General features: G+C 71.2%; 12 protein-coding genes and 1 pseudogene. 6 read left to right on the plus strand and 7 right to left on the minus strand.

The genetic code is table 11. From position 1 onward, the window contains the following. Nucleotides 1-267: 267 nt before the first annotated feature. From TBR22_RS08645 to TBR22_RS08655, 3 genes and pseudogenes are all read right to left on the minus strand, one after another. Nucleotides 268-1,089, minus strand: a pseudogene (locus TBR22_RS08645) (phosphoenolpyruvate hydrolase family protein); the annotation flags it as partial. A 42-nt stretch (nucleotides 1,090-1,131) separates the two neighbouring features. After that, entirely contained in the window at nucleotides 1,132-2,418 is a 1,287-nt protein-coding gene (locus tag TBR22_RS08650) for a Tm-1-like ATP-binding domain-containing protein (RefSeq protein WP_239492571.1), read from the minus strand. Beyond that, nucleotides 2,415-2,834, minus strand: coding sequence for a cupin domain-containing protein (locus tag TBR22_RS08655; protein WP_239492572.1), 420 nt, complete (start codon nucleotides 2,832-2,834; stop codon nucleotides 2,415-2,417). The genes TBR22_RS08650 and TBR22_RS08655 overlap by 4 nt, the downstream gene beginning before the upstream one ends. A gap of 171 nt (nucleotides 2,835-3,005) precedes the next feature. Between TBR22_RS08655 and TBR22_RS08660 the strand changes: the two genes are divergently transcribed. After that, on the plus strand, nucleotides 3,006-4,517 hold the full coding sequence (locus tag TBR22_RS08660) for a sugar MFS transporter (protein WP_239492573.1): 1,512 nt from the start codon (nucleotides 3,006-3,008) through the stop codon (nucleotides 4,515-4,517). A 7-nt stretch (nucleotides 4,518-4,524) separates the two neighbouring features. Continuing rightward, entirely contained in the window at nucleotides 4,525-5,526 is a 1,002-nt protein-coding gene (locus tag TBR22_RS08665) for an acetylserotonin O-methyltransferase (RefSeq protein ID WP_239492574.1), read from the plus strand. Nucleotides 5,527-5,581: 55 nt separating this feature from the next. Here the strand turns inward: TBR22_RS08665 and TBR22_RS08670 are convergent, their stop codons facing one another. From TBR22_RS08670 to TBR22_RS08680, 3 genes are all read right to left on the minus strand, one after another. Further along, nucleotides 5,582-6,040: an N-acetyltransferase gene (locus TBR22_RS08670; protein WP_239492575.1), complete on the minus strand. Its 459-nt coding sequence runs from the start codon at nucleotides 6,038-6,040 to the stop codon at nucleotides 5,582-5,584. A gap of 66 nt (nucleotides 6,041-6,106) precedes the next feature. Next, nucleotides 6,107-9,313, minus strand: coding sequence for a hypothetical protein (locus TBR22_RS08675; RefSeq protein WP_239492576.1), 3,207 nt, complete (start codon nucleotides 9,311-9,313; stop codon nucleotides 6,107-6,109). Between the two features lie 36 nt (nucleotides 9,314-9,349). After that, on the minus strand, nucleotides 9,350-10,672 hold the full coding sequence (locus tag TBR22_RS08680; RefSeq protein WP_239492577.1) for a hypothetical protein: 1,323 nt from the start codon (nucleotides 10,670-10,672) through the stop codon (nucleotides 9,350-9,352). 61 nt (nucleotides 10,673-10,733) lie between these two features. Here TBR22_RS08680 and TBR22_RS08685 point away from each other — a divergent pair, with 61 nt between their 5' ends. Genes TBR22_RS08685 through TBR22_RS08700 form a run of 4 tightly spaced genes read left to right on the plus strand, consistent with a single transcriptional unit; the run spans nucleotide 10,734 to nucleotide 15,403 of the window. Then, the gene (locus tag TBR22_RS08685) at nucleotides 10,734-11,231 is read left to right on the plus strand and encodes an SAM-dependent methyltransferase (protein ID WP_239492578.1); all 498 of its coding nucleotides are present in this window, start codon (nucleotides 10,734-10,736) and stop codon (nucleotides 11,229-11,231) included. 10 nt (nucleotides 11,232-11,241) lie between these two features. Next, nucleotides 11,242-12,504, plus strand: a complete 1,263-nt coding sequence (locus TBR22_RS08690) for a RidA family protein (RefSeq protein WP_239492579.1) — start codon at nucleotides 11,242-11,244, stop codon at nucleotides 12,502-12,504. 8 nt (nucleotides 12,505-12,512) lie between these two features. After that, nucleotides 12,513-14,870 carry a c-type cytochrome gene (locus TBR22_RS08695; protein WP_239492580.1) on the plus strand — a complete coding sequence of 786 codons (2,358 nt, stop codon included), beginning with the start codon at nucleotides 12,513-12,515 and terminating at the stop codon, nucleotides 14,868-14,870. After that, nucleotides 14,867-15,403 (plus strand): hypothetical protein, encoded by a 537-nt coding sequence (locus TBR22_RS08700; protein WP_239492581.1) that lies wholly within the window; start codon nucleotides 14,867-14,869, stop codon nucleotides 15,401-15,403. Before TBR22_RS08695 ends, TBR22_RS08700 begins: the two co-directional genes overlap by 4 nt. Nucleotides 15,404-15,446: 43 nt before the next feature. On the opposite strand, the gene TBR22_RS08705 is transcribed toward TBR22_RS08700, so the two are convergent. Beyond that, entirely contained in the window at nucleotides 15,447-16,292 is an 846-nt protein-coding gene (locus tag TBR22_RS08705; protein ID WP_239492582.1) for a hypothetical protein, read from the minus strand. Between the last annotated feature and the right edge of the window lies 1 nt (nucleotide 16,293).

The raw sequence follows: 16,293 nt of genomic DNA on the forward strand, positions 1-16,293 counted from the left end.
GCGGGCGCCGTGCCAGCGCGCGCGGGCGCCTGCCCGTGCGGGGCCGCCGTCGCGAGTACGACGGCCAGCGCGGCGATCAGCAGCGACGTGACACGCCAGGTGGTCGGTCTCATCGCGTGCGCCTTCCAGTGGCGCCGGCCGTGCGCGTGCCTTTCCGGCCCTTGCCGACCGCCGATGGCCGACTGCCGCGCTTCGATTCCCGACTCCCGACTCCCGACTCCCGACTCCCGACTCCCGACTCCCGACTCCCGACTCCCGTCCGAGCACCAGGTTCCTGAACCGCCGCGCCTGCGCCTCGATGCCCACCTCGGTGGCCAGCCGCTCGATGCTCGAGGCGCCGAAGAAGCCGTCGATGCCCTGCGTGCGCTCGAGCACGTACGCCACGTCCTCGGGCTCGGCGATGGGGCCGCCGTGGCAGATCACGAAGACGTCCTTGCGCACCGCTCGCGCCGCGTCGTGCATCGCCTGCACGCGGGCGGCCGCCTCGTCGAGCGTCAAGGCCGTCCGTGCGCCGATCGAACCCTTGGTGGTCAGGCCGAGGTGCGCGACCAGCACGTCGGCGCCGGCCGTCGCCATGTCTCGCGCCGTGTCGGGGTCGAACACGTACGGGCAGGTCAGCATGTCGAGCGCGCGGGCCTCGCGGATCATGTCCACCTCGAGGCCGTAGCTCATGCCCGTCTCCTCGAGGTTCTGGCGGAACGTGCCGTCGATCAGCCCGACGGTCGGGAAGTTCTGCACGCCGTCGAAGCCCATCGCCTTCAACTGCCGCAGGAATGCCGGCATGATGCGGAACGGGTCGGTGCCGCACACGCCGGCCAGCACCGCGACGTCCTTCACGACCGGCAGCACCTCGCGCGCCATGTCGGTGACGATCGCGTTGGCGTCGCCATAGGGCAGCAGGCCCGCGAGGCTGCCGCGGCCGGCCATCCTGAAGCGCCCGGAGTTGTAGATGATGATGAGGTCGACGCCGCCGCGCTCGGCGAACTTGGCCGAGATGCCGGTGCCGGCACCGGCGCCGATGATGGGTTGCCGCGCGGCGACCCGCGCCCGCAGGCGCCGCAGCATGGTCGATCTGTCGAGAAATGGCATAGGAAGAGATGGGCAGGCGTCGGCCGTGGGCGACGCGTGTGGCTACCGCTGATGGTCGGACATGCGTGCGCGGAACTCCGCAACGAGGGCGTCGGCGAACGCGGCGTCGTTGATGTGGGCGTCGACCTCGATCACGCGGACACGCGGCGCGACGTGCTGGCGCAGCGCGTCGAAGAGCGCGGCGTCGGCCGCAGGATCGTGGAAGGGCTGCCCGGGCGCGTCGAGCGCGCTCACGCCGCGCAGCGGCAGCACCAGCGACGTCGGCCCCGTGGCGGCGTTGAGTTGTGTGGCGATGCGCGTGCCGATCGCCATGCACTCGTCGGGGGTGGTGCGCATCAGGGTGACCGTCGCGTTGTGGCGATACAGCAGGCGCTCGCGGAACTGCGGGGGCACCGTGTCGATGCCGCCGAAGTTCACCATGTCGCAGGCGCCCACCGAGACCACCTGCGGCACGCCGCGTCGTGCGGCGGCCGACAGCCGCGTCGGCCCCGCCGTCAGAACGCCGCCGACCACCTCGTCGCACCACTCGGTCGTGGTCACGTCGAGCACGCCGGCGAAGTAGCCGTCGTCGATCAGGCCCTCCATCGCGCGCCCGCCCGACCCTGTCGCGTGGAACACCGTCACGTCGTACCCGGCGGCCTCGAGCGCGCCACGCGCCGCCGTCACGCACGGCGTCGTCACGCCGAACATCGTCGCAGCGACCAGCGGCCGGTGCCCGGGTGCCGCCGCGGCACTGCCGACCGCCGACTGCCGACTGCCGTCTTCCCGGGGTCCGGCGCCCGGGGCCCGGTGCCCGTTCTGTTCGACCATCCCGCACACCGCGCCGGCCGCGTTGGCCAGGATGCGGCGCGACAGCGGGTTGAGCCCGGCGATGTCGACCACCGAGTACATCAGCGTGACGTCCTTCACGTCGACGTAGGGCGCCGTGTTGCCGGAGGCCATGGTGGACACCATCACCTTGGGCACGCCGACCGGCAGCGTCCGCATCGCCGCCGTGATCATCGTGGTGCCGCCACCGCCGCCGAGGCCGAGCACGCCGTCGAACCGGCCCTCGGCGTACCAGGCGGGTACCAGCGCGCGGGCGCCGCGCAGCATGACGTCGACGGCCGCGCCACGGTCGGCGGTCGCGCGCAGGTCCGCGAGACTGCCGCCGCCAGCCTGCGCCACCACCTCGGCCGGCACGTCGGGGACGATGCGTGGCGCACCGAGGATCCCCAGGTCGACAAGCAGCGTGCGATGGCCGCGCGCCGCGATCAGGTCGCGGACGAACGCGTACTCGTCGCCTTTGGTGTCGAGCGAGCCGAGCAGCAGGATGGTGCGCGGCGTCACGGTCGCAGCGTGCTCCAGGGCGCCTCGCCCGACACGTCCACCAGCGGCGGCCCCTCGAAGATGGCCGGCGAGAGGATCGCCAGGAACACCAACGTCTCGTCCCCGGCATTGTAGGTGCCGTGCACGACGTCCTTCGGGATGTGGGCGATGTCGCCGGCGCCGAGCAGCCGCCGCTCGCGGTCGACCCACTGCTCGGCGGTCCCCGACACGACGTAGATGATCTCCTCCATGGCCGGATGGCGATGGAAGGCATGGCCGGTGCCGGGGGGCATCCGGACGCGTACCAGCAGCAGGTCGCGCGCGTCGGTGAGCCCGGGACGGCACAGCCACTCGTGCGGTCCCCACGGCAACTGCTCGACCTGCACGTCCGGTGCGGTCACGAAGCGCAGGGCGGCCACCGCCCCCGACTCGGTCACGTTCGATCTCCTCCAGCGTCCAGCGAGGCCCTCACGTGTATCACAGGCGCGCATATACTGCACGGCACATTACAGACACGGGCACCGTCGGCCGGGCACCGGGCACCGGGCGCTCCAGGCCGCATCTGGGACGGACGACGACTGCGCAGGCGCGCGGGGGGACGAACGGGCATGACGGAACGTGCGGGGCAAGGCGTCAATCGGACACGGCTGTTCTCGGGAATCTGCCTGGCGCTGATTCCCACGGGCGCGTCGTTCGCGCTGGTCAGCAACATCCTCGGCGCGTTGAAGCAGGACTTCCTGCTCACCAACTACCAGGTCGGGCTGATCGGCGGTGCAGCGCTGTGGGGCATGGCCATCTCGCTGCTGTTCTTCGGGCCCATGCTCGAGGGCTTCGGCCTGAAGAACGGCGCACGCGTCGGCTTTGCGTTCCACGTGACGGGACTCACGCTGATGATTGCCGCGGTCACCCAGGTCGGGTCGCCGTCGGGGTTCTGGATGCTGATGCTCGGCGCCGCCACCCTCGCCGTCGGCAACGGCATGATCGAGGTCACCGGCAACCCGCTGGTCGCCGCGTTGTTCCCCGAGGCCAAGACCACGCACCTGAACTGGTTCCACGCCTTCTTCCCGATCGGCATCGTCGCCGGCGGCATCGTCGGCTTCCTGCTGGCGACCTACGGCGGGAAGTTCGGTTACTGGCCGTATCAACTCGCGGTCATCTACCTGCCGATCGCGGTGTACGGCTCCCTGGTGCTGCCGCAGCAGTTCCCCGTCACCGAGAACACTGCGGCCGGTATCCCGGTGGGCGAGATGTTCCGGTACACGCTCACCAGCCCGCTCTTCCTGCTGCTGCTGGCGATGATGGCGATCACCACGTCGATCGAGCTCGGGCCGATGCGCTGGGTGCCGATGGTGCTCGAGGCCGTCGGCATGCACGGCATCCTCGTGCTGGTGTGGATCAGCGGCTGGATGGTGGTGCTGCGGCTGCTCGCCAGCCACTTCGTCGAGCGACTGGCGCCGACCGGCATGCTGCTGACCGCCGCCATCCTCACCGGCACGGGCCTGTTCTGCCTCAGCTTCGTGACCGGCCTGTGGTCGGCGCTGGCGGTGGCCACCCTGTACGCCTGGGGCATCGCGTTCTTCTTCCCGACGATGGTGGGCCTGGTCAGCGAGCGACTGCCGCGCACGGGCTCGCTCGGGATCGTGCTGACGGCCGGCATCGGCCTCGGCATGGCCGGGGCGGTCGGCGTGCCGTTGATCGGCAGCCTGGCCGACGGCTTCCTCGCCGAGGCGATCGATCCGGCGCAGGCGCGGGCGGTGCTCACGCGTGCGGAGGCCAGCCTGCCGGCGCACATCGAGGCGGCCCGCCGGGAACCGGGCGGGGCGCGGGTGGCCGACGTGGAGGGCGCACTGGCGGCGACGCGGGCGGCACTGGCCTCGCTCGGCACGTCCGATCACGTCGAGGGCGACGCCACCGCCACGGCGCTGCGCGCCATCGTCGCGACGCAGGTGGCCGACCCCGTGGTGGCCGATGCGGCGGCGATCGTCACCCCGGCCGAGGCACGCGGAGGGCAGGCGTCCTTCCGGTATGTCGCGCCCGCCGCGCTCGTGCTGATCGCGGTGTTCGGGACGATGTACGTGAACGACCGACGACGCGGCGGATACCGCGCGGAGCGAATCTGAGAAGCCGATGAATCCAGAGCCTGCGCAACAGATGTTCCAGTTGGTCTCCGGCGGGCTGGTGGCCCAGTCGATCAGCGTGGCTGCCGAACTCGGCATCGCCGACCTGCTCGCGCACGGCCCGAAGGCGACGGCGCACCTCGCGGCAACGGCGGGCGTCGATGCCGGGCGGCTGCATCGGCTCCTGCGGTTCCTGGCCAGCGTCGGTGTGTTCAGCGAGGATGCGCATGGCGCGTGGAGCCTGACGCCGATGGCCGACCTGCTGCGCACCGAGGCGCCGCAGTCGATGCGTGCGGGTGCCCGGATGCTCGGGCGGATGGCGGCGGCGTGGCCGCGGCTCGAGGAGACGGTGCGGACCGGGCAGTGCGCGTACACGCTGGCGTTCGGACGCCCGATATTCGAGGATCTCGCCCACAAGCCCGAGGACGCCGCGATCTTCGACAGCGCCATGACCTCGTTCCACGGCGGCGAGACCGATGCGGTGCTGAACGCCTTCAGTTACGACGGCATCGGCGTCCTGGCCGACATCGGGTGCGGCATCGGCGCGATGATGGCGGCCACGCTCGGGCGGTACCCCGAGATGCGCGGCGTGCTCTTCGACCAGGCCCACGTCCTCGAGCGGACGGCAGCCCACGTGCAGGCCTCGGGCGTGGCCGACCGCTGCTCGCTCGTCGCTGGCAACTTCTTCGAGGAAGTGCCGCCGGGGGCCGACGCCTACACGATGCGCCACATCCTCCACGACTGGCACGACGACCGGTGCATCGCCATCCTGGGGGCCATCCGGAAGGCGATGCCCGAGCACGCACGCCTGCTGATCATCGAGACCGTCGTGCCCACCGGCAACGACCCCTCACCGTCGAAGCTGTTCGACATGTTCATGATGGCGTTGCCCGACGGCCTCGAGCGGACGGAGGCCCAGTTCCACACCATCCTCAACGCCTCGGGCTTCAGGCTGTCGGGCATCACCGACACCGCGTCGCCCGTGTCGGTGATCGAAGCGCGCCCGGTGTAGTGCTTTGGGTAGGGCCGGCTTTCCGAGCCGGCCGCCAGGCGCGCCGCGACAGCGGTCACCGCAGCCGCTTGCGGAAGGTCACCTTGGCGTCGCCGTCCTGGTAGTAGTCCCTGATGCGCGCCTCCTCCTCGTACCCGGCGCGACGATAGAACTCGCGGGTGCCGTCGAACGCCGCGTCGCTCGAGGTGTCGACGAGCAGCAGGCGATCGCCGCGAGCGGCCAGGGTCGCCTCCACGTGATCGAGAAGGGCGCGGCCGAGTCCGCGCCGCCGTTGGGACGCATGCACGGCGATCAGCAGCAGGTTGCAGGTGCCCGCGGTGAGCGGCTCGCGGACGCAGTACGCCACGGCGAGTGGCAGCGGTTCCGCGGTCGTGAGCCACAGGTCGTCGCCGCTGGTGCCCGCGATGTACGCCGCCAGCATGCCGTCGAGCATCTCCGACGGGAAGAGGGTGGTGGTCTCGATGACCGCCTTCAGGGCAGGCAGGTCGTCGGCGCGAACGGCGCGGAAAGTCATCGGGGCGTCCATGGGAGTGGTTCGCTCCTAGGACGCCCCGTGCGGGCTCTTGGTGTCGGTGTCCGGCTACCTCTTCCAGATCGCGCCGATGCCGGCCTCCCACAGCGCCTTGTTGAGGGCCGGCAGGTCCTTCTGCTGCATCTCGTCGGCGCGGGCCTTCAGGGCCGCCCACTGCTTCGAGAGCACCTCCAGCCGATCGAGCGACGGCTGGTTCACGCGGGGCAGGTCGCTCTCGGTCTGGTTGAGCATGAACAGCCAGTTCGCGGTGAACCCGTTGGGGAAGTTCTCCACGTCGTCGTAGGCGCGCGAGCGGCGCTGCACCATCTCGCCGTCCCACGCCTTCAGCCTGGCCACCAGCGCCTCGCCGTCCTTCTTGAGCGCGGCGTGCTTCTGGTCCGACGGCAACTGCGCAAGGAGTCCCTCGAGCTGGACGCGCGCCTCGTACAGGCTGTTCACCGTGCGATGCATCGTCGCCACCTCGGTCTCGAGGCGCGTCATCAGCGTGTCGAACTCCGTGTACGCGGCGGGCGTGACCGCGTAGAGCGGGTTGGGCAGGATCTGCGCCTTGACGCTCGACCGCTGGTCGCCGCGCTTCAGCGTCGCCGTGTACGTGCCGGGCACGGCCTTGTGCCCGGCGTAGCTCGACTCGATGTAGACGTTGGGCACGCCCGGCAACGTCGCGTGGCGCATGTTCCACACGAAGCGGTTGAGGCCGGTCTGGGTGGTCAGCGTCGGCTCGGGTCGCGGGCCACCGTCCCAGCGCTTGGCGTCCGACTTCTTCGAGGTGAACGTCCGAATCACGCGTCCTGAGGCATCGGCAATCTCGAGGCTGATCTCCTCGTCCTTCTTCACCTCCGGCAGGCGGTAGTAGAAGACGACGCCATTGGCGGGGTTGACGCCATGGAAGGTGTCGGCGCCGGTGAACTCGTCGTCGGTGCGATCGAGCTCGCTGCCGCCGTTGGCCAGGTAGGCCGGCGACGGCTCGTACAGCCCGAAGGCCGGGGCGTCCTTCTTGTACTGCCGCAGCACCGAGAGGTCGTCGAGAATCCAGAACGAGCGGCCCGACGTCGCGGCGATCAGGCTGCCCTTGTGCACGCGCAGGTCCGTGATCGGGGTCATCGGCAGGTTGCGCTGGAACGGCAGCCAGTCCAGCCCGCCGTTCCACGACAGGAACAGTCCGCGCTCGGTGCCGGCAAACAGCAGGTCGCGGCGCACCTCGTCCTCGCGGACCACTCGGGTGAATGCACCTGACGGGATGCCCCGGTCGATCTTCGTCCACGTCGCGCCGTAGTCGGTCGTCTTGTAGAGGCCCGGCGCGTGGTCGTTGAACTTGTAGCGCGTGGTGGCGATGTAGGCCGTGCCCTTGTCGAAGGGCGACACCTCGATGGCGTTGATCAGGCACTCGGGCAGGCCCTTGGGCGTGACGTTCTTCCAGGTGGCGCCGCCGTCACGGGTCAGGTGCACGAGCCCGTCGTCGCTGCCGGTCCAGATCACGCCCTTCTCGTGCGGCGACTCCATCACGTAGGCGAGCGTGCCGTAGTTCTCGGCGCCGACCGCCTCGTTGGTGTACGGGCCGCCAGGCGTGTCCTGCTTGTCCTTCTCGTTGCGCGTGAGGTCGGGGGAGGCTTCCTTCCAGGTCTTCCCCAGGTCGGAGGTCTTCAGCAGCAACTGCGCGCCGTGGTAGTAGGTGTTGGGCTCGTGGCGGCTCCAGATGATCGGCGCGTTCCAGTTGAAGCGGTACTTCATGTCCCTGGCGCTCATCCCCAGGTACTGGATGGGCGCGGCCATGACGTTGGTGGAGGCCTTCGCCCTGGTGTCGATCACCTCGATGGTGCCCTGGTAGCTGCCGCCGAGCACGTACCGCGGGTCGTCGGGATCGAAGGCGAGGAAGGCGCTCTCGCCGCCTGCCGAGGCCGTCCAGTCGGCCTCGGTGATGCCGCCGGCCCCGAGGGCCCGGCTGGCAATCGACACCGACGTGTTGTCCTGCTGCCCGCCGTAGATGCGCCACGGGAACTGGTTGTCGACGTTGATGCGATAGAACTGCGCCGTCGGCATGTTGGACTGCGTGCTCCAGCTCTTGCCGGCGTTGAAGGTGATCGCCGCGCCGCCGTCGTTGGAGATCACGAAGTTGTTCGAGTCGGCCGGGTTGATCCACAGGTCGTGGTAGTCGCCGTGCGTGCCCGACAGCATCGACCAGGTCTTGCCGCCGTCGGTGCTGCGCAGCGCCGGCGCGCTCAGCACGTACACCGTGTCCTCGTGGTTGGGATCGACGAACACCTCGATGTAGTACCAGGCGCGCTGCACCAGGCGCGGGTCGCTCGAGGCCTGCGTCCAGCTCTTGCCCGCGTCGGTCGACACGAACAGGCCACGGGCGTCGTCCTTCATCGAGTCGCCCTCGACAAGCGCCCACACCTTGTCCGGGTTGGTCCGGCTCACCGCGATGGCCAGCTTGCCCATTTCGGTGGGCAGGCCCTTGGTCAGCTTCTGCCAGGTCTCGCCCGCGTCGGTCGACTTGTACAGGCCGCTGCCCGGGCCGCCGCTCGTGATCTTCCAGGGCTTCCGGCCGTGCTCCCACATCGCCGCGTAGAGGATCCGCGGGTTGGTCGCGTCCATCGACAGCTCCGACGCGCCCGTCTTCTCGTCGACCTTCAACACGTGCCGCCAGGTCGCACCGCCGTCGGTCGACTTGAAGATGCCGCGTTCCGGCGACGGCCCGTACAACTGGCCCTGCGCCGCCACGTACACCACGTCGGGATTCGACGGGTGCACGACGATGCGCGCGATGTGCTGCGTGGCCTCGAGCCCGACCTTCTTCCAGGTGCGCCCGGCGTCGGTCGACTTGTAGACGCCGTCGCCGCCGTGCGTCATCACCCCGCGCACGGCGTGCTCGCCGGAGCCGACGTAGACGACGTTGTGGTCGCTGGCGGCGATGGCAATCGCGCCGATCGAGGCGGTCTGGAAGTAGCCGTCCGAGACGTTCTTCCAGCTGATGCCGGCATCCTGCGTCTTCCACACCCCGCCGCCCGTGGTGCCCATGTAGTACGTGCGGGGATCGCCGGGCACGCCGACGGCGGCGTTGGCGCGCCCGCCGCGGAAGGGGCCGATGCCGCGCCACTTGAGCGCGGAGAAGACCTTGTCCGGATCCTCGCTGGCCCCGGGGGGCGGCGTCGGGGCCTGGGCGGAGCCGCGGGCGACAAGGGTGAGCACGAGCGCGAACAGCGCGATGAGATGTCGGGCGCTGCGGAACGGGAGCGGCAGGGTGGAGCTCGGCATGCGGCACCACGTGTACCACAGCCGCGGCCGGCCACGTCAGGGCGTGCCGTCGCACGCGGCCAGGGGGGCCACGATCGCGAGGCGGTCGTCGGCGGTTCCGGCGGCGATCGGCCAGGGATCCAGGGGATGCACGGTTCGCAACGCCCCGGTGTCGGGCCGCGGGCGACGGGGAATGGCGACCGTCAGGGCCAGGGAGAACGGGCGCCCCTGCAGGATCCGGAGTGAGATCACGCCCGTCTTCTCCGCCGAGGTCGACACGCCTCGCGCGCCATCCGACGCCAGCATCTCGCCGCTGACGAAGTCGGGAAGCGTGCCGTCCGCACACGTCACCGCCACCGTGATGGTGCGGGTGCCGAGCGGCGGCGGGAGCACGAAGGGTGCGGGCAACGCCGCGGCATGCCCCCGCCCCACGGTGATGCGGGTGGCCGTGTCGCGCGTCGGACCGCCATAGAAGGTGGGAGGGTAGGGCCGGTCGCCCGCCGATTCCCCTTCCGGATTGACGGCCAGGACGTACTGCCCGGCGCGCAGGTCCCGGAACACGAACCGCCCCTCGGCATCCGTGTTGCGGCCATTGACGATGCCAGCGTCGCCCGACCATGGCATGTGCTGGCTGGGGTTCGTGGCCAGCAGGCGGATCGGGACGTCGCCGGCGGGACGGCCATCCGAGGTCACCAGTGTTCCCTCGATACGTCCCGCGTGGTCGACGTACACGTGCGTGTCCGCGCATGCCGCTGCGTCCGGGAGCGTCACCTCCGCCGGATCGGCCTTGAACTCCTCACCGGCGTCGGCGCGTACCTCATGCCGCCCCGGCGGCACGTTCGGCAGCGTGAACCGACCCCATCCGTCCGTCTCGGTCACGATCGGCCCGCTTGGCAGATCAACCCACACACGGAGGCCGGGCAGGCGTTCCAGCGGTTCGCCCATGCCGGTGCGGACGATGTCGGTCATGCGTACCGTGCCGTAGATGTGGCCGGGCTTAGGGGGCATCTCCGGGTCCGGCTCTCCCGGCGCAATCCACCTCGTGGGACCGCACAAACCAATCCAGTTGCTCTCGCCCGCACCGGTGAAGACCAGGTACCGCTGGCCGACCTCCAACCTGGCGCCGCACGTCGAGGTGTCGGTGCGGATGTCGACCGTTGCGGTGTTCACGCCCTTGTAGGCGCGCCTCACGGCCAGCCGCATGTGATGGGTGTCGCCTCGGGTCTCGGCGCTCAGGACCTCGCCGATGAAGACTACGTCGCGGGCGTAGGCCTCACACGGTGTGGTCGTGCCCGCGCACGAGCAGGCTTCGGCCGTTCGGGAACCTCCCGACAGGACGACCAGGAACGCGAGCAGGCCGGGAACGATGAGCAGGCGCATGCTCCTTGAACGCCGTTCTCCGGAGCAACGGACAACCCGGCCGTCGAGGTACCCTCGACAGATGTCCACGGCCACGGTGTCGCCCCGAATCGCGGCCATCGTGGACCTGATCGACCCGGCGCTGCCGGTGTGGGACCTGTGCTGCGACCGGGGCGTCATCGGCTGCGCCGTGCTCGACCGGTTTCCCGAGGCGGCGGTGATCTTCGTCGAGAAGCGTCCCCGCATCGTCGAGGCCCTCAGGGACGCCGTGGCCAATCGTTCCGGTCGGCAGGGGCGCTACCGCGTCGTCTGCGACGACGTGCGACACATGCCCCTGCCTGACGCTCCCGCGAGCTTCGTGGTCGCTGGTGTTGGTACGAACCTCATCTGCGAGTTCCTGGCGCGAGTGGCTCATCGCGACGGCGATCGGGTCGTCTGCAGCACCAGCCAGTCGCCCGACCGGTTCGAACGGCTGACGGGCGAGGCCGGGTGGCGCGTCGTGGCCCGGCGCGACGTGGCGTCGAGGACCGGGAGGCAGACCGTGTGGGTGGTGGCACGGACCGACCACGCATCGGGCTAGACTGCGGTCGATGCGCCAGTCAGCCCCGTCCTTCAACGCCGCCGCGACCCTGCTCGCAGTCGTCGCCGTCCTGTTCGCTACTCACGCGCGATCCCCGGTCGCCGCCCAGGGGCCGGCTCCGGCGCGCGGCTCGACGGATGCCGCCGGGATCGGCCGGCAGGCGATTGGCGGCGTCGCCGGGCGTGGATGGTCCTCGGCCGTCGTGGTGGGGCAAGGACAACTGGTCCATACCGCGACGTTCACGCCCGTCGACGGGCAGGGCCGCGTCGTGAGCGCCGACCCGGCCGCGCAGGCCAGTCGCGTGCTCGACGACCTCGATGTGGCGCTGAAGGCCGCCGGGTCGGGGCTGGCGCACCTGGCGCGCCTCCACGTCTACGTCGCCGACGCGTCGGTCACGCCGGCCATCGACGCCGTACTGGCGAGGCGGTTCGCCGGTGCCGGGGCCCCGGCCCTCACGCTCGTCGAGTCGCAGATGCCGCGCGACGGTGTTCGTGTCGTGATGGATGCCATCGCGGTGACGGCGCGCCGAGCCCCCGATGGCCGCCCGGAACGCCTCGTCGTTCCGACACTCCCGACGCCGGTCGGCAATGCCGCGCACCTGGCCGTGCAGCCCGCCGGCCCCTTCGTCATCGTGTCGGGTCGGGCGGCGCAGGGCGACTTCGAGGCCGCCGTGCGCGGCACGATGGAGCAACTGCGGGGCGACCTCGCCGCGGTGGGACTCGGCTTGGAGCACGCCGTGCAGGTCAAGGCGTTCCTCGGCGACATGACGCGGGTCGACGACCTCCGGCGCCTCGTCGCCGCGACCTTCGCCGGCGTGGCGCCACCCATCGTCGTCACCGAGTGGCGTCGTGCGGGAGCGCCGACCGAGATCGAACTGGTGGCCACCGCGCCGGGCGCGACGGACCCGAGGGAGCGCGTCGCCTTCGTCGAGCCGATCTCGGCCCGGTACAGCCGCGTCGCCCGCATCTTCGCCGGGCGTCCCATCTTCGTCTCGGGGTTGTCTGGGCGATCTGCCGATCCGGCCACCCAGGTGCGCGAGATCTTCGCCGACCTGACGTCGCTGCTCGCGACCGCGGGCAGCGACGTGCGGCACATCCCCAAGGCGACCTACTACGTGGCCGATCCGGTCGCCGACGCCGAGTTCAACAACGTCCGGCCGACCCTCTTCGACCCGAACCGACCGCCGGCGGCCTCGAAGATCTCGGTGTCCGGCACGGGTCGCGCCGGCAAGGTCACCACGGTGGACTTCATCGCGGTCACGGTCGGCAAGTGAACGCGCGCGTGACGGGTCGCGTCCTGGCCGCTGCACTCCTCGCGGCGATCGTGGCCGCCGTCGTGGGCGTGTCGGCCCAGGTCGGCGATCGCGCCGCGATCGACACCGGGGCGCCGCCGCCGCACTGGGTGATTCCTCCCGCGCCGGTCCGCACACCGGAGGAGTCGATGCGGATGATGGAACTGCCCCCCGGGTTCCGCATCGAACTGGTCGCTGCCGAGCCGCTGGTGCAGGACCCGATCTCGTTCGCGTTCGACGAGCGCAACCGGCTGTGGGTGCTGGAGTGGCCCTCGTACAACTGGCCGCTGCGCGACGTGCTCGGCCTGCCGTCGGAGCCGACCCCCGCCAGCCGGCTCGTCGTGCTCACCGACACCGACGGCGACGGACGCCTCGACACGCGCACCGTGTTCGCCCAGATGGACTGGCCGCGCGGGTTCCAGTTGGTGGACGGCGGCGTCATCCTGTTCGCGCTGCCGCAGGTGCTGCTGCTGCGCGACACCGACGGCGACGACAAGGCCGACACCCGCGTCGTGCTGCAGGACGGCCTGCCGATTCCGGTCAATCCGCACCTGGCGCCGAGCAGCCCGTCGTGGACGCTCGACAACTGGGCGTATGGCCTGCAGGTGGGCGACCGCCTGCGGCTGGTCAACGCCACCCCGCTGCGCTCGCCGGCCGGTCGCCTGGCGGGGCAGTGGGGCATGTCCCACGACGACTGGGGGCGGCTGTTCTTCAGTTACAACGGCGACCACATCCGAGGCAGCCTGGTCCCCACGTCCTACACCGCGCGCAACCCCCAGTACACCGCGAGCGGTGGCATCGACGTTCGAATCGGCCAGGACAACGAGGTCTGGCCGCACGCCATCACGCCGGGCGTCAACCGCCGCGCCCAGCTGCACGACGATGGGAAGCTCAAGGTGTTCACGGCCAACGCGGCGCCGCTGGTGTACCGCGGCGATCAGTTCCCCGAGGAGTACCGCGGCAACGTCTTCGTCGGCGAGTCGGCCGGACGCCTGATCCGCCGCTCGATCGTCAGCGAGCAGGACGGCATCCTCACGAGCCGTAACGCCTATGACCGGCGCGAGTTCCTGTTCTCCAACGACGAGCGGGTGCGCCCGGTGTACACCGCCAACGGCCCGGACGGCGCGCTCTACGTCGCCGACATGTATCGCGGGATCATCGAGGGACACATCTTCCTCACGACGTTCCTGCGCAACCAGGCCGTGTCGCGCGGGCTGCAGCAGCCCTTCAACGGCATGGGGCGAATCTATCGCATCGTCCACGAGGGTCGGCCGGTGCCGACGCCACCGGTGGTCCGTCGCGGCGACGTGGCCGGCTGGGTGGCGTTGCTGTCGCACCCGAACGGCCACTGGCGCGACACCGCGCAGCGGATGATCGTCGCCTCGCGCTCCCAGCTCGCCGTGCCCGCGGTCCGCGCGCTCGCGACAACGCATGCCGACCCTCGCGTCCGCCTGCACGCGCTGTGGACCCTCGACGGCCTCGGCGCCGCCGACGATGGGGTCGTGCTGTCGGGCCTGGCCGATGCCTCGCCGCACGTGCGGAGCGCTGCGCTGCGGCTGGCAGAAACGCGGCTCGGCGATCCGGCGGTCGGTGCCGCCGTGCTGCGGCTGGTCGACGACCCTGACGTCACGGTGCGCCGCCAGCTGTTGTACTCGCTGGGCGAGACGCGAAGCCGCGCCGCTGAGGACGCACGCATGCAGTTGCTGCGTCGCGACGTGGATGCCCCGTTCTTCGTGGATGCGTTCATGAGCGGGCACGAGGGGCGCTCCCGGGAGACGCTGGAGATGGTCACCAGCACCGCGCTGTGGGAGACGGACCGGCCCGGGCACCGCGCGCTGGTGATCGCGCTGGCCACGGCGGTGGCCGGCGAAGGACGGCCGGAGGGCCGGGCGTTGCTGCGGCGTCTGTCGTCGGAGGGCAGCGGACGTCCGGCGTGGCAGCGCGAGGCCGTGCTCGAGGGGATGAAGGCCGCCAGGGCCGCGGCGCCGGAGATCACGTCGGCCGCGCCCAGGGATCCGGTGCTGGCGGCGCGCGTCGAGCGGGGCCGCAAGGACTTCGCGATCTGCGCCGCCTGCCATCAGCCCAATGGCCGCGGCCTGCCGGCGGTGGCGCCGCCGCTGGTGGGATCGCCCCGCGTGCTCGGGCCGCCCGAGGCCCTCATCAGGATCGTGCTCAACGGCCGCGACGAGGATCCGGCATACGCGGTGATGCCGCCGCTCGCGGGGTTGCCAGACGACCAGCTCGCGGCAATCCTCACCTATGTCCGTCAGGCCTGGGGGCATCAGGCGTCGCCGATCACGGCGGCGGCCGTCCGGGCCGGCCGGGGCGGGCGCGTGGGCGCCAGGTGACCGTCCAGACGGTCCGCCTGTACGACGCGTCGCGCACGCCGCGCGACTGGATGGAGCTGATCCAGCCGGGGCAGGTCGCGATCTTCGCCACGCGGCTCGAGGGCGGTGGGCCCTGCAGCCTGGACGGCGTGCCGACCAGCCACGAGGCGGCCACCTGCACCATTGCCGACACGCTCGCCGAGGCCGAGTCCCTGTGCCGGCGCCAGGCCGACCTGCATCCGGGTGTGCGCTTCGACGTCTTCGATGCGGCCGGACGCAGCGGTCCGCCGCTGCTCACCGTGGTGCACCCCTCGCGCGCCACCGCGATCGAGGGGCACGTCGGCAGCCGGCGGCGGAACACCATCATCGCGACCGTCCTGCTGATCGTCGGGCCGGCGCTCTTCTGGATCGACTGGTACACGGGCTGGTGGATGATCGTGCCGACCGTCGCGGGGTTCAACTTCATGCTCTTCGCGATGCGGCTGCTGCAGTTGAACGCCGCCTACACGTCGGCCGAGCGCCGGCGCGCGGAGCGCGCCGCCGGGCACGAATGACGCCCCGCTCCTGACCGCAGCCCGCCGACGTGAACGTCGGCGGCTACGCAGGGGAAGGCCGATGGTCCGGCGTCATCGCCGCCAGGAGCCCGTACCCGAGCCAGGGCGCGGCGCCGTATCCGATGAGCGGCGCCGGCGTCAGCCCGGCGTGCGCGCACAGGAACAGCACGGCGTAGTAGGCGGCGATGCCGGTCAGCGCGCCGTGCGTCAGCGCGCCGAGGCGCCACAGCCCGAGCAGGAACGACAGCTGGGCGGCCAGCACCAGCGCGCCTGTCGCAGTCGAGTGGGCGAACGCCAGCGCCACGACGCCCTCCACGTGGGGCACGGGTTGAAGAGGATCGGGTCGCCAGAACGCCCATGCGCACGCCGGGGCGAGGACGAGCTTGGGCCACGCCAGGCGCGCGCCGCCCTGCCGACGATCCACGAGCCAGTACGTCGCCACCAGCGCCGCCAGCACGGCGAGGAGCTGCGAGGCATCCGGGTGCAGCACGAGGGCGAAGCCTGCGAGGCAGGTCGCGGCTCCGGCGAGCCGCGACCTATGCACACCCGATCGCGCCAGCACGTGCTGCGCGTGCAGGAACACCGGGAGCAACAAGGGCGCCATGTACAGGCGGACAGCTCCGACGGCGAGCCAGCGGCGGGGCGGTCGTTCGTCGAGGAGGAGCGGCGCCGCGAGTCCGGCCAGTGCCACCGCCATCACGACGACGACCGGCACGTGCACGCGGCCCCGGAGCGCGCGTCCGCCCCCGGCGATCGCCAGGGCCAGCATGACGGCGCCTGTCTGCTGCAGCCACACGGCGCGCCCGACGGGAGCGATCGCCAGTACGACCGCCGAGGCGGCCAGCGGCGCCGCGCCCAGGAGCAGCAGGCGAGCCGTCGTCGACAGCACC

This window comes from Luteitalea sp. TBR-22 (genome assembly GCF_016865485.1).
In the GTDB taxonomy this organism is placed as follows: Bacteria; Acidobacteriota; Vicinamibacteria; order Vicinamibacterales; family Vicinamibacteraceae; genus Luteitalea.